Below are 23,484 nucleotides of genomic sequence, written 5' to 3'. Positions count from 1 at the left end.
GCAAACAGAACAGGAGTCGCCGGGTGACGGGTACGGACGTGCAGAAGGAAGCAGAGGACTCGGGACCCAGCGGCTACGCGGCGGCCCGGCTGCGTCTCCTCACCGAGGAGGCGCGGTCCGGGCCGCCGCGCCGTGCGGCCCTGGCCGAACTGACCGACGACTGGCTGACCGGCCTGTTCGCGGCCGGCGCCGATGGGCTGCGCGGTGCCTCACTGGTCGCCGTCGGCGGCTACGGACGGGGTGAGCTGTCCCCGCGCAGCGACCTCGACCTGCTTCTGCTGCACGACGGCAGTGACACCAAGGCCGTCGCCACCCTCGCCGACCGGCTCTGGTACCCCGTCTGGGACCTGGGCCTGGACCTCGACCACTCCGTCCGCACACCGGCCGAGGCCCGCAAGACCGCGGGCGAGGACCTCAAGGTGCAGCTCGGCCTCCTGGACGCCCGGCACATCGCCGGTGACCTCGGCCTCACCGCCTCGCTGCGCACCGCCGTCCTGGCCGACTGGCGCAACCAGGCGCCCAGACGCCTCCCCGAACTCCAGGAACTCTGCGCCGAGCGCGCCGAGCGCCAGGGCGAGCTGCAGTACCTGCTGGAGCCCGATCTGAAGGAGGCCCGCGGCGGCCTGCGCGACGCCACCGCCCTGCGGGCCGTCGCCGCCTCCTGGCTCGCCGACGCCCCGCGCGAGGGCCTGGCCGATGCCCGGCGCCGGCTCCTCGACGTCCGGGACGCACTGCACCTGGCCACCGGGCGCGCGACCGACCGGCTCGCGCTCCAGGAGCAGGACCAGGTGGCAGCCGAACTAGGCCTGCTCGACGCGGACACGCTGCTGCGGCAGGTGTACGAGGCGGCGCGGCTGATCTCGTACGCCAGCGACGTCACCTGGCGCGAGGTGGGGCGCGTGCTGCGCTCGCGCGCCGTGCGGCCAAGGCTGCGCGCCATGCTGGGCGGCGGAAAGCCGACCACCGAGCGGTCCCCGCTGGCCGAGGGCGTGGTGGAGCAGGACGGCGAGGTGGTCCTCGCCCGCGCCGCGCGCCCCGAGCGCGACCCCGTGCTGCCGCTGCGCGCCGCGGCCGCCGCCGCACAGGCCGGACTGCCCCTCTCCCTGCACGCCGTACGGCGCCTGGCGGCCACCGTGCGCCCGCTGCCCACGCCCTGGCCCGCCGAGGCCCGCGAACAGCTCGTCACCCTGCTCGGCTCCGGCCGCCCCACCATCGAGGTGTGGGAGGCGCTGGAGGCCGAGGGGCTGATCACCCGGCTGCTGCCCGACTGGGAACGGGTGCGCTGCCGCCCGCAGCGCAACGCCGTGCACCTGTGGACCGTCGACCGGCACCTGATCGAGACCGCGGTGCGCGCCTCCGAGTTCACCCGCCGGGTCAGCCGCCCCGACCTGCTGCTGGTCGCAGCGCTGCTGCACGACATCGGCAAGGGCTGGCCCGGCGACCACTCCGTGGCGGGCGAGATCATCGCCAAGGACGTGGCCGCCCGCATCGGCTTCGACCGCCACGACGTGACCGTCGTCGCCATCCTCGTACGCCACCACCTGCTGCTCATCGACACCGCCACCAGGCGCGACCTCGAGGATCCGGCCACCGTGCGCTCCGTCGCAGAGGCCGTCGGCTCCCAGGGCACCCTGGAGCTGCTGCACGCGCTCACCGAGGCCGACGCCCTCGCGACCGGCCCGGCCGCCTGGTCGTCCTGGCGCGGCTCGCTCGTCGCCGACCTGGTCAAGCGGGTTGCGGCGGTGCTCGCCGGAGACACCCCGGACGACCCAGAGGAGGCCGCACCGACCGCCGAGCAGGAGCGGCTCGCCCTGGAGGCGGCCGCCACGGGCAGCCCCGTGCTCGCCCTGCGGGCCCAGACCGAGCCGCCCGCCGGGCAGGAGCCGTCCGGTTATCCCGAGCCGCTCGGCGTGGAGCTGCTCATCGCCGTCCCCGACCAGCCCGGAGTGCTGCCCGCGGTGGCCGGTGTCCTCGCCATGCACCGGCTGACCGTACGCACCGCCGAGCTGCGCTCCCTGCACCTCCCGGACGGCGTCGACGGCTCCGTCCTGCTGCTGGACTGGCGGGTCGCCGCCGAGTACGGCTCCCTGCCGCAGGCCGCCCGCCTGCGCTCGGACCTCGTCCGGGCCCTGGACGGCTCCCTGGACATCGCCGGCCGCCTCGCCGAACGGGACGCGGCCTATCCGCGCCGGCGGGGCGTGATCGCCCCCGCGGCCAGGGTGTCCGTCCACCCGGCCGCCTCCCGGCTGGCCACGGTCATCGAGGTCCGCTCCCAGGACGCTCCGGGCCTGCTGTTCCGCATAGGCCGCGCCCTGGAGGACGCGAGCGTACGGGTGCGCAGCGCGCATGTCTCGACGCTCGGCGCCAACGCCGTCGACGCCTTCTATGTGACCGGCCCGGAGGGCGCCCCCCTGCCCGGGGACGAGGCGGCGGCGGTGGCGCGGAAGCTTGAGGAGACACTGCGGGGGTGAGGCCGACCCGGCGACTTGTCACGCCGGGATACCCTGGAGGGCGATTACCTTAGCCACCGACCCCGAGGACCGCGAGCGCCGTGTTCGATACTCTTTCCGATCGCCTCTCAGCGACCTTCAAGAACCTGCGCGGCAAGGGACGGCTCTCCGAGGCGGACATCGACGCCACGGCGCGCGAGATCCGGATCGCGCTCCTTGAGGCGGACGTGGCCCTTCCGGTCGTCCGGACGTTCATCAAGAACGTCAAGGAGCGTGCCCTCGGTGCCGAGGTCAGCAAGGCGCTGAACCCGGCCCAGCAGGTCCTCAAGATCGTCAACGAGGAACTGGTCACCATCCTCGGCGGCGAGACCCGTCGTCTGCGCTTCGCCAAGCAGCCCCCGACTGTGATCATGCTGGCGGGTCTGCAGGGTGCCGGTAAGACCACCCTCGCGGGCAAGCTCGGCCGCTGGCTCAAGGAGCAGGGCCACTCGCCGCTGCTCGTCGCCTGTGACCTCCAGCGCCCCAACGCCGTGAACCAGCTCAGCGTCGTCGCCGAGCGCGCCGGTGTCGCGGTCTACGCCCCCGAGCCGGGCAACGGCGTCGGTGACCCGGTCAAGGTCGCCAAGGACTCCATCGAGCACGCCAAGTCGAAGGTCCACGACATCGTGATCGTGGACACCGCCGGGCGCCTCGGCATCGACCAGGAGATGATGCAGCAGGCCGCGGACATCCGCGACGCCGTCTCCCCGGACGAGATCCTGTTCGTCGTCGACGCGATGATCGGCCAGGACGCCGTCAACACCGCCGAGTCCTTCCGCGACGGCGTGGGCTTCGACGGCGTGGTGCTCTCCAAGCTCGACGGTGACGCCCGCGGTGGTGCGGCCCTGTCGATCCGGCAGATCACCGGCAAGCCGATCATGTTCGCGTCGAACGGCGAGAAGCTCGACGACTTCGACGCCTTCCACCCTGACCGGATGGCCTCCCGCATCCTCGACATGGGTGACCTGCTCACCCTGATCGAGCAGGCGGAGAAGACGTTCAGCCAGGAAGAGGCCGAGAAGATGGCCTCCAAGCTGGCGTCCAAGAAGGGCCAGGACTTCACCCTGGACGACTTCCTGGCCCAGATGGAGCAGGTCCGCAAGATGGGCTCGATCTCCAAGCTGCTCGGCATGCTGCCGGGCATGGGCCAGATGAAGGACCAGATCAACAACCTCGACGAGCGGGACGTCGACCGCACGGCCGCCATCATCAAGTCGATGACCCCGGCCGAGCGCCAGGAGCCGACGATCATCAACGGCTCGCGCCGCGCCCGTATCGCCAAGGGCTCCGGCGTCGAGGTCAGCGCGGTCAAGAACCTGGTCGAGCGGTTCTTCGAGGCCCGCAAGATGATGTCCCGCATGGCCCAGGGCGGCGGCATGCCCGGGATGCCGGGGATGCCGGGCATGGGTGGCGGCCCCGGGCGGGCGAAGAAGAAGCAGAAGCAGGCCAAGGGCAAGCAGCGCTCCGGCAACCCGATGAAGCGCAAGCAGCAGGAGCAGGAGGAGGCCGCACGCCGGGCCGCCGCGGCCGAGGGCGGCGGCGCCTTCGGACTCCCGCAGCAGGGCGGCAAGGACTTCGAACTCCCCGACGAGTTCAAGAAGTTCATGGGCTGACGGCCCGTCCGAACCGCACTGAGGGCGCCCCCCTGACCAGGAGGGCGCCCTCAGTGGTTGTGCCGGCGGCTGGCCGGTCAGCCGTTCGGGAACTTCCAGATGAACGGCTCGCCGTCCTCCTCGGACCAGTGGACCTCGACGCTCTTGGCGTTCGCCGGGATCACGTAGGTCTCGCAGAAGACATGACTCTCGCCCTGCTTCCAGCTGTCGACGTCGTACGGGTCCTCGCAGCCCGCCGCGTCCTCGGACGCGCCGATCAGGACGGTGCCGCGCTGCCCGTCGGCGAAGACCGTGGTGCCGTCGTGCACATCGGAACCGTCGGTGAGGGCGGGCCCGCTCTTGTGCGTGTACTTCAGGTGCGCGACGGCCAGCACCTTGCCCTTGACCTTGTCGGGCTCCGAGACGGCCTTCGCCGCCTCCGCCTCGGTGCCCACGTCGACCTTCTGCGCCAGCACCTCGTAGGTGACCTCGCCCGGGTCCTCCGCGACCTTGCCCGTCGCGCTCTCGCCGGTCCCCATCTCGCCGCCGGAGGTGGGCTCCGGCGACGGGGAGGCCTTGGCCTGGGCGGTGCCCGCGCTCTTCGCGTCGGCGGTGTCGTCGCCGCCCCCGCAGGCGGTGAGCGTCAGAGCGAGGACGGCGACGGGCGCGACGAGGCGCAGCGCGGTCTGGTGGTGCGGCACAGCAGCTCCTGTATGCAGATGTGTAGATCACTCGAGCGGTGGATCACATTAGGCGTTCATGATCTACTTGGTGAAATCAAAAGCACCCCATGGTGCCTTCTTCACACCATTCACACCTGCATCGGAAACCCGTTCGTCAGGGAGTCCGGGCGATCAGATACCGGAACACATTCGGCATCCACACCGTGCCGTCCTGCCGCCGGTGCGGATGCAGGGCCTCGGTCAGTTCCTTGTCCACCTGCACCTGGTCCGTCGCCGTCATCGCCGCGTCGAACAGGCCCGTCGACTTCAGGCCGCGCACCGCGCTGTCCACATCGGCGTAGCCGAAGGGGCACGCCACCCGCCCCGAACCGTCCGGCCTGAGCCCGGCCCGCTGGGCGACGTCCTCCAGATCGTCGCGGCAGGCCGGACGCCAGCTGCCCGAGGCGCGCAGCGGTTCCGCCAGCTTCGTGGCCACCCGCATCACGGACGCCGTGGCGCAGCGCTCCGGCGGACCCCAGCCGGCCAGCACCACGGCGGCACCGCGCTGCGTGAGCGGCGTCGCCTCCGCGAGCAGCCCGCCCAGGCCCTCCGAGTCGCCCGCCAGGCACCCGATCGGCTCGAAGGCGGTCACCAGGGTGTACCCGGGAGCGCCGGGCACCGCGGTGTCCCGGGGTGAGCCGTCGACCAGCCGGGCGTCCTGGCCCGACCGCGTACCCGGCGTCCCGGGAAGCAGCCGCTCCCGCGCCAGGGCCATTCTTTCGGGGGAAGCGTCGACACCGGTGACCGCCGCTCCCCGGGCGACGGCCATCAGCAGGGAGAGTCCGGAACCGCAGCCGAGGCCGAGCAGCCGCGTGGCCGGACCCACTTCCAGTCGCTCGTAGACGGCCTCGTAGAGCGGTACGAGCATCCGCTCCTGGATCTCGGACCAGTCACGCGCGCGTGCACGCAGGTCCACGCGGGGTGCGGCCCCCGCGTGAGGCAGGTGCTGCCGCACGAGCGTAGGTGTCATAAGTAAGCGCCCCAATCCGCCGAGAGTTGCCTCTTGCCCGATTCCATGGCCCCCGTGACAGTGCGCTCGCACTACCCCCGTATGCCAGGAAACTCCCCCCTCGACCTGTCGTCCAGTGGAATGCGGCAGTGCTTATGAGTTGTCATGTGCCTATGGCGAGATTTCACATTCCGGCAACCTGGGCACGTACCATCCCGCCATGGCCGAGGCACCCGTTCTCACCCCGTCCGGTCGCCGAGGACGGGGCGGTGCCGGACGTCGACGACGTCCCCGGTAACGTCGCGGTCGTCGCACCCGCTTGCTCCTTCGTCGCACGCGCTGACCGCGTGGGGCGCAAGGCGGCCGAAACCCCTCTTGCGTACCTGCGTCGCTGGTGCCCCGGCATGCGGATGTCCACTACGCGCCGATGCAGAGGGCGGCTTGAAGGGCCTCGTCTGAGGGCGGTGGCGCAAGACGGACGGGCGTACGCGGGACTACGCACCACCTTGTGGTGAGCTGCGTGGCTTCTCCACAGATCAGCGCACCCGCCCTCGTCGGGACGCATCAGAGGCAACTGACGGGTACGTGCAAATTATTTGGGATGGCCCGGAATCGGAACACTGAGGCACCCCGGCTCGTTGTCATTACGTGAGCACGACACAGACACCACCTGTTCTCGCCGCAGAGCTGGCACAGGCGTGGGCCGACATCCAGCGGTACCACCCCGAGCTGCCCGACCTTGCCGCGCCAGAGTCCCTGATCGGGGAGTCGTCGTCCGCGTGCGGTCACGAACTCTCCTTCGAGCGACTGCTCCATGAGGCAGTCCATGGCATCGCCGCCTCGCGCGGCGTCCGCGACACCTCCCGTGCCGGCCGCTACCACAACCGCAGATTCCTCGCGATCGCCGAGGAGCTGGGCCTGGACCACCCCGAGGAACCGCACCCCAGCAGCGGCTTCTCCCTGGTCACGCTCACCCCCGAGGCGAAGCGGCGCTACCGCCCGACGATGGAGCGTCTCCAGCGCGCCCTGAAGGCGCACACCGCCGCGACCTCCTCCGACACCTCCCGTACCTTCCGGGGGCCGGCCGCCCGGCACGGCTCCTCCGGCGGCGGCGTCCGTGTCAAGGCGGTGTGCGACTGCGGCCGCAACGTCCGGGTCGTCCCGTCGGTCCTCGCCCAGGCCCCGATCGTCTGCGGCGGCTGCGGCAAGCCGTTCCGGATCCCGGACGTCGTCGGAGCGGTAGCGAGCTGAGGCCCTCCACCGGCATCTCGTGGCTGCCGGTCGTCGGCGCGGGGCTCGAGCCGTGTCGCGCACCCGTCGTGTCTCACCGCCACGCCGGGTGCGCCGTCGGCATGCCCGCGCACCGGAGCAGGCCCCCGGCCCGGAGCGGCCCCCGGGGTGTGGCACAATGGCTAGCTGTACTCGACAGCCGCACAGGAACCCTCTCGCCTCCGGCTGACGCGTCCATCGGGCACTCGGGTACCGCAACCCCACGCGGCATTTCCGCCGTGCCCAACCACGTCAAAACCAGGAGAACCCACTCCCGTGGCAGTCAAGATCAAGCTGAAGCGTCTGGGCAAGATCCGTTCGCCTCACTACCGCATCGTCGTCGCCGACTCCCGTACCCGCCGTGACGGCCGGGCCATCGAGGAGATCGGCAAGTACCACCCGACGTACAACCCGTCGGTGATGGAGGTCGACGCCGAGCGTGTGGCGTACTGGCTCGGTGTCGGCGCGCAGCCGACCGAGCCCGTGATGGCCATCCTCAAGAAGACCGGCGACTGGCAGAAGTTCAAGGGCGAGCCCGCCCCGGCTCCGCTGCTGACGCAGCCGGAGAAGGCCGCGCGTCCGTCGTTCGAGGCCATCGGCGGCGACGACGAGGGCAAGGGTGAGGCGATCACCCAGAAGAAGAAGGCTGAGAAGAAGGACGACGCCGCCGCTGAGTCCGCTTCGACCGAGGCCTGAGCATGCTCGAGGAGGCTCTCGAGCACCTCGTGAAGGGCATCGTCGACAACCCTGACGATGTGCAGGTCGCCTCGCGCGACCTGCGCCGCGGTCGCGTGCTCGAGGTCCGGGTCCACCCGGACGACCTCGGCAAGGTGATCGGCCGCAACGGCCGCACCGCACGCGCCCTGCGTACCGTCGTGGGCGCCATCGGCGGTCGCGGAGTCCGCGTCGACCTCGTCGACGTGGATCACGTCCGCTGACGCTTATCGCAACCGGCTCGGGCCGGGGAGGGCCTGAGGGCCGTCCCCGGCCCGTCGCTGTATGACAGGAGACTTGGACACGTGCAGCTGGTAGTCGCACGGATCGGCCGTGCCCATGGCATCAAGGGTGAGGTCACCGTCGAGGTACGGACCGACGAGCCGGAGCTGAGGCTCGCCCCCGGTGCCGTGCTCGCCACCGATCCCGCCACCACGGGACCGCTCACCATCGAGACGGGCCGCGTCCACAGCGGCCGCCTCCTGCTGCGCTTCGAGGGCGTCAGCGACCGCAGCGGCGCCGAGGCCCTGCGCAACACACTCCTGATCGCCGAGGTCGATCCCGAGGAACGCCCCGAGGACGACGACGAGTACTACGACCACCAGCTCATCGACCTCGACGTGGTCACCGCGGACGGCACCCAGGTCGGCCGGATCACGGAGATCTCCCACCTGCCCTCGCAGGACCTGTTCATCGTGGAGCGCCCCGACGGCGGCGAGGTGCTGATCCCCTTCGTCGAGGAGATCGTCACCGAGATCGACCTGGAGGAGCAGAGGGCCGTCATCACCCCGCCGCCCGGCCTGATCGACGACCGCGCCGAGATCGCGTCCAGCCGGGAAGAGCCGTAGATGCGCCTCGACGTCGTCACGATCTTCCCCGAGTACCTGGAACCGCTGAACGTCTCCCTCGTCGGCAAGGCACGCGCGCGGGGACAGCTCGACGTGCACGTCCACGACCTGCGCTCGTGGACCTACGACCGCCACAACACCGTCGACGACACCCCGTACGGCGGCGGCCCCGGCATGGTCATGAAGACCGGGCCGTGGGGGGACGCGCTGGACTCCGTCCTGGCCGACGGCTACGAGACGGGCTCCAACGAGCCGGCCCTCATCGTGCCCACGCCCAGCGGCCGACCCTTCACCCAGGAACTCGCCGTCCACCTCTCCGAGCGCCCCTGGCTGATCTTCACGCCGGCCCGTTACGAGGGCATCGACCGCCGCGTCGTCGACGAGTACGCGATACGGATGCCGGTCTACGAGGTGTCCATCGGCGACTATGTGCTGGCCGGCGGCGAGGCGGCCGTCCTCGTCGTCACGGAGGCCGTGGCGCGGCTGCTGCCCGGGGTCCTGGGCAACGCCGAGTCCCACCGGGACGACTCCTTCGCGCCCGGCGCGATGGCGAGCCTGCTGGAGGGGCCCGTCTACACCAAGCCGCCCGAGTGGCGCGGCCGGGACATCCCCGACGTGCTGCTCAGCGGCCACCACGGGAAGATCGCCCGCTGGCGCCGCGACGAGGCCCTCAAGCGCACCACCGCCCACCGGCCCGACCTCATCGAGCGGTGCGACCCCAAGGCCTTCGACAAGAAGGACCGCGAGATGCTCTCCATCCTCGGCTGGGCACCCGACCCGGCGGGGGAGCCGTACGGCCGATTTTGGCGCAGGACCGACGGCGTGGAAGAATAGCCAGCTGTTGTGCGTCCGTCCGGCGTGCGCCCCTGCCACAGGGGGAGACGACGTCCGCCCGACCGCACACACCTGATCCCGATACACCTAGTTTCCGTTGATGACCTGTGGCATCAGCGAGGAAAGCAGACGAAATGTCTCACCTGCTCGACACCGTCGACTCCGCGTCGCTGCGCAGCGACGTCCCCGCCTTCCGCCCGGGCGACACGGTCAACGTCCACGTCCGCGTCATCGAGGGCAACCGCTCCCGTGTGCAGCAGTTCAAGGGCGTCGTGATCCGCCGCCAGGGCTCCGGCGTGCGCGAGACCTTCACGGTCCGCAAGGTCTCCTTCTCCGTCGGCGTCGAGCGCACCTTCCCGGTGCACACCCCGATCGTGGAGAAGATCGAGCTCGTCACCAAGGGTGACGTCCGCCGCGCCAAGCTGTACTACCTGCGCGAGCTGCGCGGCAAGGCCGCGAAGATCAAGGAGAAGCGCGAGAACTGAGCGCTCTCCGGGGTTCATGCCGGGGCCGGATAGCATCTGGCTCCGATGGACACCGAAGCACAGCCGACGGAGCGCGACCGCTCCTCCCGCCCTTCCGCATCCGAGGGAACCACCTCGGAGGCCGCAGGGTCGGAGGACCGGTCGCGTTTCGCGTTGGTGTCGCGTGTCAGTGCCTGGATCCCGGGCGGCCGGATCACTCTCACGCTGCTCGTCTGCCTGCTCTTCCTGCTGCTGCTCAGCACGTTCGTGCTGCGCCCGTTCCAGATCCCCAGCGGATCCATGGAGCAGGGATTGAGGATCGGGGACCGGGTTCTCGTAAATAAGTTGGCGTACCGTTTCGGTGCCGTGCCGCAGCGGGGAGACATCGTCGTGTTCGACGGGACCGGGTACTTCGGGCACGCGGACTACATCAAACGCGTTGCCGGTGTGGGGGGAGACCGCGTGCTCTGCTGCGACAGGGAGGGGAGGATCCAGGTGAACGGCCGGCCGGTTGACGAGTCGGGCTTCCTGTATCCCGGCGACAGTCCGTCCGCCGTGCCCTTCGACGTAGTCGTGCCCGGCGGCACCCTGTTCGTCCTCGGCGACCACCGCAGCCACTCCAGCGACTCCCGCGACCACCTCGGCTCGCCGGGCGGCGGCATGATCCCCGTCGGCGACGTCATCGGACGCGCCGACTGGATCATCTGGCCCTTCGGCCACGCCACCCGGCTGCACCGCCCCGACGCCTACGCGCGCGTGCCCGCCGCCGGAAGGGCGGGCGCCCATGGGTAACCGCGGCAAACCGCGTGGCGTCCCCGCGAGCCCAGCGGAGAACCTGCTGCCCACCGGCGCCCGGCGCGCCGCCGGCGCCTCCAGTGGCCGGACACGCGCCGAGCGGCGCAAGCTCCAGCGCAAGGTCAAGCGGCGCCGCAGGCGAGGTGCCGTCAAGGAGATACCGCTCCTCGTGGGCGTGGCCGTCCTGATAGCGCTCGTGCTGAAGACGTTCCTCGTGCAGGCCTTCGTCATCCCGTCCGGCTCCATGGAGCAGACGATCCAGATCGGCGACCGCGTCCTGGTCGACAAACTCACCCCGTGGTTCGGCTCGAAGCCGCAGCGCGGGGACGTCGTCGTCTTCAAGGACCCCGGCGGCTGGCTCCAGGACGAGCAGCCCACCACGCAGAAGGCCGACCCCGTCGTCATCAAACAGGTCAAGGAAGGGCTCACCTTCATCGGCCTGCTGCCGTCCGAGAACGAGAAGGACCTCATCAAGCGGGTCGTCGGCGTCGGCGGCGACCGCGTCAAGTGCTGCGACACGCAGGGGCGCGTGACCGTCAACGGCGTCCCGCTGGTCGAGGACTACCTGTATCCCGGCATCGCCCCGTCCGACACGCCGTTCGACATCACCGTCCCCCAGGGGCGGCTGTGGGTGATGGGCGACCACCGGAACAACTCCGCGGACTCCCGCGCCCACCAGGACACCGACTACGGGGGCACCGTCTCCGAGGACGAGGTGGTGGGCCGCGCCATGGTCATCGCCTGGCCCTTCGGGCACTGGAACATGCTGGAGGAACCGAATACGTACGCCTCCGTGTCCGACTCGGCCACCGGGTCGACCGCTGCTCCCGGACTGTCGCATAGGGTTGCCCCTTACGATTCGAACGGAACGATCCAGCTCCCGACCCCTGCGGAACTCCCGCTCGTTATGGGAGTGGTGGGCCTGCGCCGTGTGTGGGGCAGGCGGCGGCACAGAGTGAGGAGTTGGCGTGGGGGATGTGGCGGTTGGCGCACGGTCCGGACACGACGGCGAGGAGCATCGCGGACGCCCCGCGGAATCCGCCGTCCCGGCCGCGGACAGCGCCGTGACCTCCGGGAGTGACTCCGGGGCAGCCGAGGACGGCAGGGTGACGGACGAACACACGACAGCCGATGACGAGGGGCCGGGCGGACCGGCCCGGACACCGAAGAAGCCGCGCTCCTTCTGGAAGGAGCTGCCCATCCTGATCGGTATCGCGCTGGTGCTGGCGCTGCTGATCAAGACCTTCCTGGTGCAGGCCTTCTCCATCCCCTCCGACTCGATGCAGAACACCCTCCAGCAGGGTGACCGCGTCCTGGTCGACAAACTCACCCCCTGGTTCGGCTCCGAGCCCGAGCGCGGCGAGGTCGTGGTCTTCCACGACCCGGACAACTGGCTGGCCGGTGAGCCGACCACGGACCCGAACGCCCTGCAGACCTTCCTCAGCTGGATCGGCCTCATGCCGTCCGCGGAGGAGAAGGACCTCATCAAGCGCGTCGTCGGCGTCGGCGGTGACACCATCGAGTGCAAGGGCACCGGCCCGCTCACGGTGAACGGCAAGGCACTGGACGAGCGCTCCTACGTCTACGCGGGCAACACGCCGTGCAGCGCCGACGACCAGGGCGGCCAGTTCAAGGTGAAGCTCCCCGAGGGCTACATCTGGGTCATGGGCGACCACCGGCAGAACTCGCGGGACTCCCGCTACAACCAGTCCGACAAGAACCACGGCATGGTCCCGGTGAAGGACGTCGTCGGACGCGCCGTCGTCGTCGCCTGGCCGATCAACCGCTGGGGCACCCTGCCGGTGCCGGACACCTTCGACCAGTCCGGTCTGAACGCCCAGCCGAACGCGGCGGGCCTGCCGGTCGCGCCGCAGGGGATCGCGCTCCTCGGTGTGGTGCCGGTGGTGCTCTGGCGTCGCCGGAAGCGGTGATCCCGGCCATGGGCTGACCCTGGCCGGTACCCCCCGGTAGGGTGCGGACCCATGGGTGGCGAGAGCATGACGCACACGGCCCCGCGCAGCGGCGGCTCAGGGACGGGCCCGGTGGGCAGCCGGACCGGACAGCGGTTGTCCGGGCTGGCCGTCGCACTGGGCCTTGTGCTGTTCCTCGGCGGGTTCGCCTGGGGAGCGGTGGTCTACCGGCCGTACACCGTCCCCACCAGTTCGATGACACCGACGATCGACGCGGGCGACAGGATCCTGGCGCAGCGCGTCGACGGCGGCGAGGTGCGCCGCGGCGACGTCGTCGTCTTCAAGGACGCGACCTGGGCCAACGCGCCCATGGTCAAGCGCGTGGTCGCCGTCGGAGGCGACACGGTCTCCTGCTGCCAGGACGGCAGGCTGAAGGTCAATGGCAAGGAGATCGACGAAACGTACCTGCCCAAGGGCACACCGGCCGAAATGAGCAACTTCCCGACCGTGACCGTCCCCGAGGGCCGCCTCTTCCTGCTCGGCGACGAGCGTGGCAACTCCGTGGACTCCACCGCCCACCTGACCGACGCCGCCAATGGCACAGTGGCGCGTACCGCCGTGGACGCACGCGTCGACGCCGTCGTCTGGCCCATGAAGGGCATGCTGGAGCGCCCCACCGGCTTCGAGGCGCTCAGCACCCTCTCCTCGCCCGGCCCGCTGCGGACGATCACCTTCCTTGTGATCGCCGGCGCCGTGCTCGTCCTGGGCGGAGGCGCCTACGGGCCCGTCGCCAAGCGCGCGGGCGCGGCCCGGGCCCGGCGGGGGAGTGCGGAGCCCACAGGTGCCCGCTGAGGCCGCGGAAACGGGCGAGGACACCTACGCGGGCGGGCTGCGCAAGGTCGCCCGGGTCGTGCTGCTCGACCCGCAGGACCGCATCCTGCTCCTCCACGGGCACGAGCCGGACGATCCGGCCGACGACTGGTGGTTCACCCCCGGCGGGGGTGTGGAGGGCGACGAGACCCGTGAGCAGGCCGCCCTGCGGGAACTCACCGAGGAGACGGGCATCACCGAGGTCGAGCTCGGCCCGGTTCTGTGGCGGCGAAGGTGCTCCTTCCCCTTCGCCGGACGCCGCTGGGACCAGGACGAGTGGTACTACCTCGCCCGCACGGACCGTACGGAGGTGGCCGCCACCGGACTGACCGAGCTGGAACGGCGCAGTGTCGCCGGAGCGCGCTGGTGGACGTGTCCGGAACTGAGCCGGGCACATGAGACGGTGTATCCGACCAGACTCGCCGGGCTGCTGCACACGCTGCTCGACGAAGGTCCCCCGGCCAGGCCTGTGATCCTTGACCCGGAAATCGTCTAGGGGCTCACGGGACTGGCGCACAATGGGGGGATCGCACGGCTGAAGGGGAACATGCCATGAGCGCCGAGGACCTCGAAAAGTACGAGACCGAGATGGAGCTGAAGCTCTACCGGGAGTACCGCGATGTCGTCGGTCTGTTCAAATACGTGATCGAGACCGAGCGGCGCTTCTACCTGACCAATGACTATGAGATGCAGGTGCACTCGGTCCAGGGTGAGGTGTTCTTCGAGGTGTCCATGGCGGATGCCTGGGTGTGGGACATGTACCGGCCGGCACGGTTCGTGAAGCAGGTCCGGGTCCTCACGTTCAAGGACGTGAACATCGAGGAGCTGAACAAGAGCGATTTGGAGCTGCCGAGCGGGTGATGCCCACCCGGTCACCCCGAAGGGTGACGAGGTTGTCCACAGCCGCCGAGCTGTCCACCAAGATCCACTTCGTGGCGGCGGACGGCTGATCGTTGGCACCGGAGGTGGTGCCGACATGACCGCACATCTGGCACGCAGTGCCATGGGCAAGTACGGAGAAAGCCTGGCCGCGCGGCGGCTGGCCGAGACCGGTCTGGCGATCCTGGAGCGCAACTGGCGCTCCGGCCGGACCGGCGAGATCGACATCGTGGCCAGGGACGGGGACGTCCTGGTCGTCTGCGAGGTGAAGACCCGCAGGGAGGGCCCCTTCGAGCATCCGATGGCGGCCGTGACCCCCCAGAAGGCGGAGCGGCTGCGGGACCTGGCCGAGCGGTGGATCCAGGCCCACGGAGGCGCACCGCCCGGCGGAGTCCGCATCGACCTGGTCGGCGTGCTGCTGCCCGCCCGGGGCGCCGCCGTGGTCGAGCATGTGCGGGGGGTGGCCTGAATGGCTTTCGCCCGTACGTGTTCGGTCGCACTGGTGGGCGTCGAGGGCGTGGTCGTCGAGGTCCAGGCGGACCTGGAACCGGGCGTCGCGGCCTTCACCCTGGTGGGGCTGCCCGACAAGAGCCTCACGGAGAGCCGGGACCGGGTACGCGCAGCGGTCGTCAACTCGGGCGCGGCCTGGCCGCAGAAGAAGCTCACCGTCGGCCTGAGCCCGGCCTCCGTGCCGAAGTCCGGCAGCGGATTCGACCTGGCCGTCGCGGCGGCGGTCCTCGGCGCGGCGGAGCGCATCGACCCGCGCGTCCTCGCCGACATCGTGATGATCGGCGAACTCGGGCTGGACGGTCGGGTGCGGCCGGTGCGCGGAGTGCTGCCTGCCGTCCTGGCCGCGGCCGGTGCCGGGTACGAGCAGGTGGTGGTCCCGGAGGGCGCCGCCGCCGAGGCGTCCCTCGTGCCCGGCGTGTCGGTGCTGGGCGTCCGCAGCCTGCGGCAGCTGATCGCCATCCTGGCCGACGAACCGGTGCCCGACGAGGATCCGGACGAGCAGGGCCGCCCGGACCCCCTGCTCGCCGGGCTGCGCATGCCGGGGACCGGCGCGGCCACGGGCATGCCCAGCGTCGGCGCTGCCCGGCACGACCACGGCCATGACCTGGCCGATGTCGTCGGGCAGACCTCGGCGCGCACAGCCGTGGAGGTGGCCGCGGCGGGCGGGCACCATCTCTTCCTCGAAGGACCGCCCGGCGCCGGCAAGACGATGCTCGCCGAGCGGCTGCCGACCATCCTGCCCCGGCTCGGCCGGCAGGAGTCGCTTGAGGTCACCGCGGTCCACTCGGTGGCGGGCCTGCTGCCCCCGGGCAAGCCGCTGATCGACGTCGCCCCCTACTGCGCCCCGCACCACTCGGCCACCATGCAGGCACTCGTCGGCGGTGGCCCGGGCGTCGCCCGGCCCGGCGCGGTGTCGCTGTCCCACCGCGGGGTGCTGTTCCTGGACGAGACGCCGGAATTCAGCAGCCATGTCCTGGACGCGCTGCGGCAGCCGCTGGAAGCGGGGCACGTCGTGATCGCGCGCAGTGCGGGAGTCGTGCGCTTCCCCGCGAAGTTCCTCATGGTGCTCGCGGCCAACCCCTGCCCGTGCGGCCGGTTCTCACAGCGAGACGACCTGTGCGAGTGCCCGCCCTCGGCCATCCGCCGCTACCAGGCCAGGCTCTCCGGCCCGCTGCTCGACCGGGTCGACCTGCGTGTCGAGGTGGACCGCGTCACCCGCACCCAGCTGACCGCCTCCGGCGCCAGGGGCGAGTCGACCGCGACGGTCGCCGACCGGGTGAGGGCGGCCCGGGAACGGGCCTCGGGCCGCCTCGCCGGCACCCCCTGGTGCACGAACAGCGAGGTGCCGGGCCGTGAACTGCGCAACCGCTGGTATGCCGTGCCGGGCGCGATGGACGAGGCCGAGCGGAACCTGGAGCGGGGCGTCCTCACCGTCCGCGGCCTCGATCGCGTCCTACGGGTGGCCTGGACCGTCGCCGACCTCGTCGGCCACGACCGGCCCGACGCCACGGACGTCGCCCTCGCGCTCCAGCTGCGCACCGGAGTGCCGCGAGGCGTCCCCATGGCCATCGGGGCGCTGACATGAGCATCGCCGGTGAACCGGGCGGTGAGCTGCTCGGCCGGGTCCTGCTCACCCGTGTCATCGAGCCCGGCGACGAGGTCGGCGGGCGGTGGGTCCGGGAGCTCGGTGTCGGGGAGGTGGTGCGGCGGCTCGCGAAGGGCGGGCCCCCGCTGCCGGGTGTGAGCGGGACACGGTGGGCCGGGCTGGTGGCCAGGGCGCAGGCCGCCCGGCCACGACGGGATCTGGAGGCCGCCCGGGACGCCGGAGTGCGGTTCGTGTCTCCCGGCGACGCCGAGTGGCCGGGGCAGCTCGACGATCTGGGGGATGCACGGCCCCTGGCGCTGTGGGTGCGCGGGCGGCCCAGTCTGCGGATGTGGGCGCTGAGGTCGGTCGCCGTGGTCGGCGCCCGGGCCTGCACCGAGTACGGGGCGCACATGGCCGCGACCCTCGCCGCCGGCCTCGCGGAGCAGGGCTGGGTCGTGGTGTCCGGCGGCGCCTACGGAGTCGACGGTGCCGCCCATCGCGGAGCGCTCGGAGCCGGCGGCGCCACCGTCGCCGTCCTCGCCTGCGGCGTCGACCGGCCCTACCCCCGCGGCCACACCCGGCTGATCAACAGGATCGCCGAACAGGGGCTGGTGATCGGTGAGTTGCCACCCGGTGATCACCCGACCCCGAGCCGGTTCATCCTGCGGAACAGACTGATCGCCGCACTCACCCGCGGCACGGTCGTCGTCGAGGCCGCCCACCGCAGCGGCTCCCTGGTCACCGCGCGGGCGGCACAGCGCCTCGGCCGGCACACGATGGGCGTGCCGGGGCCCGCCACCAGCGGGCTTTCCGCCGGCGTGCACGATCTGCTGCGCGGGGAGGCCGTCCTGGTCACCGACGTCGCGGACGTCGTCGAACTGGTCGGCGAGATCGGAGAGCTGGCCCCCGACCGGCGCGGCCCCGTCCTGCCCCGGGACCTGCTGGAACCGGCCACCCGGCAGGTACTCGCCGCACTGCCCGGGCGCGGGGCGGCCCGGCCGGACGAGATCGCTCGCTCCGCACAGACCGCACAGGACGACGCGATCGCGAGACTGTACGAACTCCGAGCACTCGGTTACGTCGAACGACACGGCGACGGCTGGAAGTTGACACGCCAGGCGGTGATGTCGGTCCGCGACGGCCGAGGGCCGGGTTGACCGTGCCCGTTCGGCCGTCCGGGGGAATCCCGACAACCCTTGGAAATGCGCCCAGTTGAGCCTTCGGGTGATCACACCGGGCCACCGCGACGCCCCGGCGGGACGTCCTCGGGAACGTATCTGCGCCCGCCTTGGCCTCCTCCCTTCGCGCACCGCGACTCCGCAGTCACGCTACGCTCACGAGGATCCCGACACGGACAGGCAACTCGACATCAGACAGACAGCTCATCTCAGCAGCACCACTCCGCAGCAGAACGGCACAAGGCGACGAATGCCCCAGCACACCTCCGGGTCCGACCGGGCGGCGATCCCCCCAGCCGCCCGTGACGGTGGCAGCGTGCGGCCGCCCGCTCCCTCGACGCTCGACGAGCTGTGGCGGTCGTACAAGGCGACGGGGGACGAGCGGCTGCGGGAGCAGCTGATCCTGCACTACTCGCCGCTCGTCAAGTACGTCGCGGGACGGGTCAGCGTGGGCCTGCCGTCCAACGTCGAGCAGGCGGACTTCGTCTCGTCCGGAGTGTTCGGACTGATCGACGCGATCGAGAAGTTCGACGTCGACCGCGAGATCAAGTTCGAGACGTACGCGATCACCCGGATCCGCGGCGCGATGATCGACGAACTCCGGGCGCTGGACTGGATCCCCCGCTCGGTGCGGCAGAAGGCGCGCAACGTCGAGCGTGCGTACGCCACGCTGGAGGCCAGGCTGCGGCGGACTCCGAGCGAGGGTGAGGTGGCCTCCGAGATGGGCATCGCCGTCGAGGAACTCCACGCGGTGTTCAGTCAGTTGTCGCTGGCCAACGTGGTGGCCCTGGAGGAGCTGCTGCACGGGAGCGGTGAGGGCGGCGACGGGCTCAGCGTCATGGACACGCTGGAGGACACCACCGCCGACAACCCCGTCGAGGTCGCCGAGGACCGGGAGCTGAGAAGGTTCCTGGCCAGGGCGATCAACACGCTGCCCGACCGGGAGAAGACCGTGGTCACGCTGTACTACTACGAGGGCCTCACCCTGGCCGAGATCGGGAACGTGCTGGGTGTGACCGAGAGCCGGGTCAGCCAGATCCACACCAAGTCAGTGCTGCAGCTGAGAGCGAAGCTGGCGAGCTTCGGCCGCTGACCAGGCCGGATGCCCTCGGTTCGGCATCAACCACTCCCGTACGGCGGGCCGCGTCCGTAGAGTGTTGACGTGCCAAGGATTCGAGCGGCCTCCGTGGCCGAGCACCGGTCGATGCAGCGAGCCGCCCTGCTGGACGCGGCTCGTTCCTTGTTGTCCGAGGGCGGTACGGAGGCGCTGACCTTCCCGGCCCTCGCCGAGCGGACGGGCCTCGCGCGATCGTCCGTCTACGAGTACTTCCGGTCGCGGGCGGCCGTGGTCGAGGAACTGTGCGAGGTCGACTTCCCGGTCTGGGCGGCGGACGTGTCGGCGGCGATGGAGCGGGCCGGCACGGCCGAGGCCAAGGTCGAGGCGTATGTACGGCAGCAACTGGAACTGGTCGGGGACCGGAGACACCGGGCTGTGGTCGCGATCTCCGCGAGTGAGCTGGACGCGGGAGCGCGGGAGAAGATCAGGGCGGCGCACGGCGGACTGGTCGCGATGATCGTCGAGGCGCTGGGCGAGCTGGGGCACGCGCAGCCCCGGCTGGCGGCCATGCTGTTGCAGGGGGTCGTGGACGCGGCCGTGCGGAGGATCGAGCTGGGAGCCGCGGAGGAACCGGCCGCCATTGTCGATGCGGCGGTTTCCATGGCTCTGCGGGGGGTCCGGGGCTAGGAGGCGCCGTCCCGTAGCCGGCGGTGGGTCCGGGGCTAGGAGTGCCCCTCCCGCAGCCGGCGGGGCGGGGTGCCGACAGGGCCACCCGTGCTGACCCGAGGGGCACGGCCACCCGCGGAAAGTCAGGCGAGCGGCAGCAGCTTCGGTGGGCGCGTGTGCAGGAGCCATGGCGGCGGCAGCGACAGCGGGCCGTGCCGGCCCGAAGGGCACGCTCGCCTGCGGAAAGTCAGGGCACGGCCACCCGCGGAAAGTCAGGGCACGGCCACCCGCGGAAAGTCAGGCGAGCGGCCATCCGCGGAAAGTCAGGCGAGCGGCAGCAGCCTCGACGGGCCTCTGTGCAGGAGCCATGGCGGCAGCAGCGACAGCGGGTTCAAGTACACCGTGCCGCGGCGCAGTCCCCAGTGGACGCACGGGGCCGCCGTGCAGTGCGAGCCGCTCGCGTCCACCGTGCCGATCACCTCGCCCGGTTCCACCTCCTCGCCCTCCTCGACCGTCGCCGTCACCGGTTCGTACGTCGTGCGCAAGGGCGGATCACCCGTCCCCGTGAGGTCCACCGAGACGACTCCCTTGCCGGCCACCCGGCCCGCGAAGGAGACCCGGCCCGCGGTCACCGCTCGAACCGGTGTGCCCGCGGGCGCTGTCAGATCCACCCCCCGATGGCCGGGGCCGTAGGGCGTAGCCGGGGGCTCCCAGCCCCGCAGGACCCGGGGACGCAAGCCGACGGGCCAGGTGCGGCCGATCGCCGGCACGGTGGCGTCCGCGGGGGGCGCGTCCGCCGCGAACAGCGGTGGTGGCGGGGCCAGCAGGGCCGCCGCCGTGACGATCAGCAGCAGGATCAGGCGTGCACACAGGCGTGCACATCGGTTCGCTCGCATGCGGAAAGCGTCCCGGAGCGCCGGTGCCGCCGCTCCCGGCTGTGGGCGGGTGCGCGGTTGTGGACAACGGCGTCACCCGGCACCCCACGGGTCCCGTACACTTCTGGTGGCGACCCGAGCCATCGGGTCGACTTCGCACGCCCCGACACGAACCCCGGCAACGGGCCCGTGTCAGCGCCCCTCGGTCCCTGGTGGAACGGCGCGCAGTGGGCGTCAGGCGCGGAGGCCGTCCGGCGTCCGCGGCACAACCGAGAAAATCAAGGAGATACGGCCATGGCCGTCGTCACGATGCGGGAGCTGCTGGAAAGCGGCGTCCACTTCGGTCACCAGACCCGTCGTTGGAACCCGAAGATGAAGCGCTTCATCTTCACGGAGCGCAACGGCATCTACATCATCGACCTGCTCCAGTCGCTGTCGTACATCGACCGCGCCTTCGAGTTCGTCAAGGAGACCGTCGCCCACGGCGGCACGGTCATGTTCGTCGGCACGAAGAAGCAGGCGCAGGAGGCCATCGCCGAGCAGGCCACCCGCGTCGGCATGCCCTTCGTCAACCAGCGCTGGCTGGGCGGCATGCTCACCAACTTCTCGACCGTCTACAAGCGCCTGCAGCGCCTGAAGGAGCTCGAGCAGATCGACTTCGAGGACGTGGCCGCTTCCGGCCTCACCAAGAAGGAGCTGCTGGTCCTCTCCCGCGAGAAGGCCAAGCTGGAGAAGACCCTCGGCGGTATCCGCGAGATGTCCAAGGTGCCCAGCGCCGTCTGGATCGTGGACACCAAGAAGGAGCACATCGCCGTTGGTGAGGCCCGGAAGCTGAACATCCCGGTCGTCGCGATCCTCGACACCAACTGCGACCCCGACGAGGTCGACTACAAGATCCCGGGCAACGACGACGCGATCCGCTCCGTCACCCTGCTCACCCGTGTGATCGCTGACGCGGTCGCCGAGGGCCTCATCTCCCGCTCCGGTGTCGCCACCGAGGGCAAGGGCGACAAGGCCGCGGGCGAGCCGCTGGCCGCGTGGGAGCGCGACCTGCTCGAGGGCGAGAAGAAGGCCGACGAGGCCCCCGCCGCCGAGGCCGCCCCCGCCGCTGACGCTGCTCCGGCCGCTGAGGTCGCCGAGACTGCCCCCGCCGCCGAGGCCGCTCCGGCCGACGAGGCCCCCGCTGCCGAGACCGAGAAGCCGGCCGAGGGCGAGAAGCCGGCCGAGGCCGAGCAGGCCTGACCCGTCAGTCCCGTGGTGACGGCGGGAGCGGTACCGCATCCACCAGCGCCCTCGGCGCGGTGAAGTCCGCTCCCGTCGTTCACCCGTAGGTCAGCGGAAGGACAGCGCCCTCCGGCTCCATGGAGGGCGCATCCGCAGGATCCGCAGAGATCTTCGATCTTCCAGACTTCGAGAGAGATTCACAGACTCATGGCGAACTACACCGCCGCCGACGTCAAGAAGCTCCGTGAGCTCACGGGCGCCGGCATGATGGACTGCAAGAAGGCGCTGGACGAGGCCGAGGGCAACGTCGAGAAGGCCGTCGAGGCGCTCCGCATCAAGGGCCAGAAGGGCGTCGCCAAGCGCGAGGGCCGTTCCGCCGAGAACGGTGCCGTCGTCTCGATCATCGCCGACGACAACTCCTCCGGTGTCCTCGTCGAGCTGAAGTGCGAGACGGACTTCGTCGCCAAGGGTGACAAGTTCCAGGCCGTGGCCAAGACCATCGCCGAGCACGTCGCCAAGACCTCCCCGGCCGACCTGGAGGCCCTGCTCGCCTCCGAGATCGAGGCCGGCAAGACCGTCCAGGCGTTCGTCGACGAGGCCAACGCCAACCTGGGCGAGAAGATCGTCCTGGACCGCTTCGCGCAGTACGCCGACGGCTTCGTGACGGCGTACATGCACCGCACGATGCCCGACCTGCCCCCGCAGATCGGTGTCCTCGTCGAGCTGGACAAGCCGAACGCGGAGATCGCCAAGGGCGTCGCCCAGCACATCGCCGCCTTCGCGCCGAAGTACCTCTCCAAGGAGGACGTGCCGGCCGAGGTCGTCGAGTCCGAGCGCCGCGTCGCCGAGGAGACCACCCGCGCCGAGGGCAAGCCCGAGGCCGCCCTGCCGAAGATCGTCGAGGGTCGCCTCAACGGCTTCTTCAAGGACGCCACGCTGCTCGGCCAGCCGTACGCGCTCGACAACAAGAAGTCCGTCCAGAAGGTCCTGGACGAGGCCGGTGTCACCCTGAAGCGCTTCACGCGCATCAAGGTCGGCATCTGAGTCCGTACCGCGCTCGACGCCCGACCCCGATAAGGTCGACAGCAGTCGTCCGCGTACGCCGTCGCATGGGTGGCGGACGACAGCAGATCTGACAAGGAGGCCATTGCCGTATGGGATGCGAAACACGCCCCACCGGCAATGGCCTTCTTGGTATGTGCAACACGTGAAAGAGGCGGGATCCCCCATGACCAAGGCCCAGAAGAGCGACGACGGCAAAGTGCGCGGCCGGTTTCTGCTGAAGCTGTCCGGAGAGGCCTTCTCCGGCGGCGGCGGCCTTGGCGTCGACCCCGACGTGGTGCACAAGATCGCCCGCGAGATCGCGGCCGTCGTGCGCGACGGTGCGGAGATCGCGATCGTCATCGGCGGCGGCAACTTCTTCCGCGGCGCCGAACTCCAGCAGCGCGGCATGGACCGGGCCCGCTCCGACTACATGGGCATGCTCGGCACCGTCATGAACTGCCTCGCCCTCCAGGACTTCCTCGAGAAGGAGGGCGTGGACTGCCGCGTGCAGACCGCCATCACCATGGGCCAGGTCGCCGAGCCGTACATCCCGCTGCGCGCCGTACGGCACCTGGAGAAGAGCCGTGTGGTGATCTTCGGCGCCGGGATGGGCATGCCGTACTTCTCCACCGACACCACCGCCGCCCAGCGCGCCCTGGAGATCGACGCCGAGGCGCTGCTGATGGGCAAGAACGGCGTGGACGGGGTCTACGACTCCGACCCGAAGACCAACCCGGACGCGGTGAAGTTCGACCACCTCGGCTACGGCGAGGTCATCACGCGCGATCTGAAGGTCGCCGACGCCACGGCCGTGACGCTGTGCCGCGACAACAAGCTCCCGATCGTCGTCTTCGAGCTGCTGGCGGAGGGCAACATCGCCCGCGCCGTCAAGGGTGAGAAGATCGGCACGCTGGTGGGGGACCCCGGCAGCCGGGACTGAGACCCGAGAACCACCCCGTCCGGGGGACGGACGGGACGGAGCCGGGCCGGGGGGATGGACAATGTCCCGC

At 70.9% G+C, this 23,484-nt stretch carries 25 protein-coding genes; 22 read left to right on the top strand and 3 right to left on the bottom strand.

The features are described from left to right. The first annotated feature begins 23 nt into the window (after positions 1-23). Both C1J00_RS01240 and ffh read left to right on the top strand, forming a co-directional pair. A complete protein-coding gene (locus C1J00_RS01240; protein WP_102907162.1) occupies positions 24-2,471 on the top strand; it encodes a [protein-PII] uridylyltransferase in 2,448 nt (815 codons plus the stop codon). Between the two features lie 80 nt (positions 2,472-2,551). Then, complete coding sequence (gene ffh / locus C1J00_RS01235; RefSeq protein ID WP_102907161.1) at positions 2,552-4,102, top strand: signal recognition particle protein; 1,551 nt, start codon at positions 2,552-2,554, stop codon at positions 4,100-4,102. Positions 4,103-4,179: 77 nt separating this feature from the next. Here ffh and C1J00_RS01230 read toward each other — a convergent pair whose 3' ends face one another. Continuing rightward, on the bottom strand, positions 4,180-4,782 hold the full coding sequence (locus tag C1J00_RS01230) for a hypothetical protein (protein ID WP_102907160.1): 603 nt from the start codon (positions 4,780-4,782) through the stop codon (positions 4,180-4,182). Positions 4,783-4,918: 136 nt separating this feature from the next. Next, positions 4,919-5,773: a methyltransferase domain-containing protein gene (locus C1J00_RS01225; RefSeq protein ID WP_102907159.1), complete on the bottom strand. Its 855-nt coding sequence runs from the start codon at positions 5,771-5,773 to the stop codon at positions 4,919-4,921. A 627-nt stretch (positions 5,774-6,400) separates the two neighbouring features. Here C1J00_RS01225 and C1J00_RS01220 point away from each other — a divergent pair. The 17 genes from C1J00_RS01220 to C1J00_RS01140 all read left to right on the top strand — a co-directional run bounded on the left by C1J00_RS01220 (position 6,401) and on the right by C1J00_RS01140 (position 19,352). Further along, positions 6,401-7,003, top strand: coding sequence for a hypothetical protein (locus C1J00_RS01220; RefSeq protein WP_031107038.1), 603 nt, complete (start codon positions 6,401-6,403; stop codon positions 7,001-7,003). Positions 7,004-7,297: 294 nt separating this feature from the next. Continuing rightward, the gene (gene rpsP, locus C1J00_RS01215) at positions 7,298-7,717 is read left to right on the top strand and encodes a 30S ribosomal protein S16 (protein ID WP_102907158.1); all 420 of its coding nucleotides are present in this window, start codon (positions 7,298-7,300) and stop codon (positions 7,715-7,717) included. Between the two features lie 2 nt (positions 7,718-7,719). Continuing rightward, positions 7,720-7,959, top strand: coding sequence for an RNA-binding protein (locus C1J00_RS01210; protein WP_005479813.1), 240 nt, complete (start codon positions 7,720-7,722; stop codon positions 7,957-7,959). A gap of 81 nt (positions 7,960-8,040) precedes the next feature. Further along, complete coding sequence (gene rimM, locus C1J00_RS01205) at positions 8,041-8,583, top strand: ribosome maturation factor RimM (RefSeq protein WP_102907157.1); 543 nt, start codon at positions 8,041-8,043, stop codon at positions 8,581-8,583. Next, on the top strand, positions 8,584-9,417 hold the full coding sequence (gene trmD / locus C1J00_RS01200; protein WP_102907156.1) for a tRNA (guanosine(37)-N1)-methyltransferase TrmD: 834 nt from the start codon (positions 8,584-8,586) through the stop codon (positions 9,415-9,417). It abuts the gene before it with no gap. 134 nt (positions 9,418-9,551) lie between these two features. Further along, positions 9,552-9,902 (top strand): 50S ribosomal protein L19, encoded by a 351-nt coding sequence (rplS, locus tag C1J00_RS01195; protein ID WP_030852073.1) that lies wholly within the window; start codon positions 9,552-9,554, stop codon positions 9,900-9,902. 45 nt (positions 9,903-9,947) lie between these two features. Further along, positions 9,948-10,673 (top strand): signal peptidase I, encoded by a 726-nt coding sequence (gene lepB, locus C1J00_RS01190; RefSeq protein ID WP_102907155.1) that lies wholly within the window; start codon positions 9,948-9,950, stop codon positions 10,671-10,673. Next, positions 10,666-11,757, top strand: coding sequence for a signal peptidase I (gene lepB, locus C1J00_RS01185; protein WP_102907154.1), 1,092 nt, complete (start codon positions 10,666-10,668; stop codon positions 11,755-11,757). Before lepB (C1J00_RS01190) ends, lepB (C1J00_RS01185) begins: the two co-directional genes overlap by 8 nt. Beyond that, the gene (gene lepB, locus C1J00_RS01180) at positions 11,645-12,607 is read left to right on the top strand and encodes a signal peptidase I (RefSeq protein ID WP_102907153.1); all 963 of its coding nucleotides are present in this window, start codon (positions 11,645-11,647) and stop codon (positions 12,605-12,607) included. Before lepB (C1J00_RS01185) ends, lepB (C1J00_RS01180) begins: the two co-directional genes overlap by 113 nt. A 51-nt stretch (positions 12,608-12,658) precedes the next feature. Next, positions 12,659-13,438, top strand: coding sequence for a signal peptidase I (gene lepB, locus C1J00_RS01175; RefSeq protein WP_102907152.1), 780 nt, complete (start codon positions 12,659-12,661; stop codon positions 13,436-13,438). Then, on the top strand, positions 13,428-13,952 hold the full coding sequence (locus C1J00_RS01170) for an NUDIX hydrolase (RefSeq protein ID WP_102907151.1): 525 nt from the start codon (positions 13,428-13,430) through the stop codon (positions 13,950-13,952). The genes lepB (C1J00_RS01175) and C1J00_RS01170 overlap by 11 nt, the downstream gene beginning before the upstream one ends. 56 nt (positions 13,953-14,008) lie before the next feature. Continuing rightward, the gene (locus tag C1J00_RS01165; RefSeq protein ID WP_003993268.1) at positions 14,009-14,317 is read left to right on the top strand and encodes a DUF2469 domain-containing protein; all 309 of its coding nucleotides are present in this window, start codon (positions 14,009-14,011) and stop codon (positions 14,315-14,317) included. 85 nt (positions 14,318-14,402) lie between these two features. Then, the gene (locus C1J00_RS01160; protein ID WP_102907150.1) at positions 14,403-14,804 is read left to right on the top strand and encodes a YraN family protein; all 402 of its coding nucleotides are present in this window, start codon (positions 14,403-14,405) and stop codon (positions 14,802-14,804) included. After that, on the top strand, positions 14,805-16,430 hold the full coding sequence (locus tag C1J00_RS01155) for a YifB family Mg chelatase-like AAA ATPase (RefSeq protein ID WP_102907149.1): 1,626 nt from the start codon (positions 14,805-14,807) through the stop codon (positions 16,428-16,430). Next, complete coding sequence (gene dprA / locus C1J00_RS01150) at positions 16,427-17,587, top strand: DNA-processing protein DprA (RefSeq protein ID WP_102907148.1); 1,161 nt, start codon at positions 16,427-16,429, stop codon at positions 17,585-17,587. Before C1J00_RS01155 ends, dprA begins: the two co-directional genes overlap by 4 nt. Before the next feature lie 271 nt (positions 17,588-17,858). Further along, entirely contained in the window at positions 17,859-18,701 is an 843-nt protein-coding gene (gene whiG / locus C1J00_RS01145) for an RNA polymerase sigma factor WhiG (protein WP_102907147.1), read from the top strand. Between the two features lie 93 nt (positions 18,702-18,794). After that, positions 18,795-19,352, top strand: a complete 558-nt coding sequence (locus tag C1J00_RS01140; protein WP_062929307.1) for a TetR/AcrR family transcriptional regulator — start codon at positions 18,795-18,797, stop codon at positions 19,350-19,352. 302 nt (positions 19,353-19,654) lie between these two features. Here the strand turns inward: C1J00_RS01140 and C1J00_RS01135 are convergent, their stop codons facing one another. Next, the gene (locus C1J00_RS01135; protein ID WP_102907146.1) at positions 19,655-20,227 is read right to left on the bottom strand and encodes a M23 family metallopeptidase; all 573 of its coding nucleotides are present in this window, start codon (positions 20,225-20,227) and stop codon (positions 19,655-19,657) included. A gap of 273 nt (positions 20,228-20,500) precedes the next feature. On the opposite strand from C1J00_RS01135, the gene rpsB reads away from it, so the two are divergent. From rpsB to pyrH, 3 genes are all read left to right on the top strand, one after another. Then, positions 20,501-21,448 carry a 30S ribosomal protein S2 gene (gene rpsB, locus C1J00_RS01130; protein WP_102907145.1) on the top strand — a complete coding sequence of 316 codons (948 nt, stop codon included), beginning with the start codon at positions 20,501-20,503 and terminating at the stop codon, positions 21,446-21,448. 189 nt (positions 21,449-21,637) lie between these two features. Beyond that, positions 21,638-22,474: a translation elongation factor Ts gene (tsf, locus tag C1J00_RS01125; RefSeq protein ID WP_031103424.1), complete on the top strand. Its 837-nt coding sequence runs from the start codon at positions 21,638-21,640 to the stop codon at positions 22,472-22,474. Positions 22,475-22,658: 184 nt separating this feature from the next. Further along, a complete protein-coding gene (gene pyrH / locus C1J00_RS01120; RefSeq protein ID WP_102907144.1) occupies positions 22,659-23,414 on the top strand; it encodes a UMP kinase in 756 nt (251 codons plus the stop codon). Positions 23,415-23,484: the final 70 nt, after the last annotated feature.

The organism is Streptomyces cahuitamycinicus (assembly GCF_002891435.1).
GTDB lineage: Bacteria > Actinomycetota > Actinomycetes > Streptomycetales > Streptomycetaceae > Streptomyces > Streptomyces cahuitamycinicus.
The sequence above is the reverse complement of the archived record's forward strand: the minus strand, read 5'-3'. Positions and strand labels throughout refer to the sequence as shown.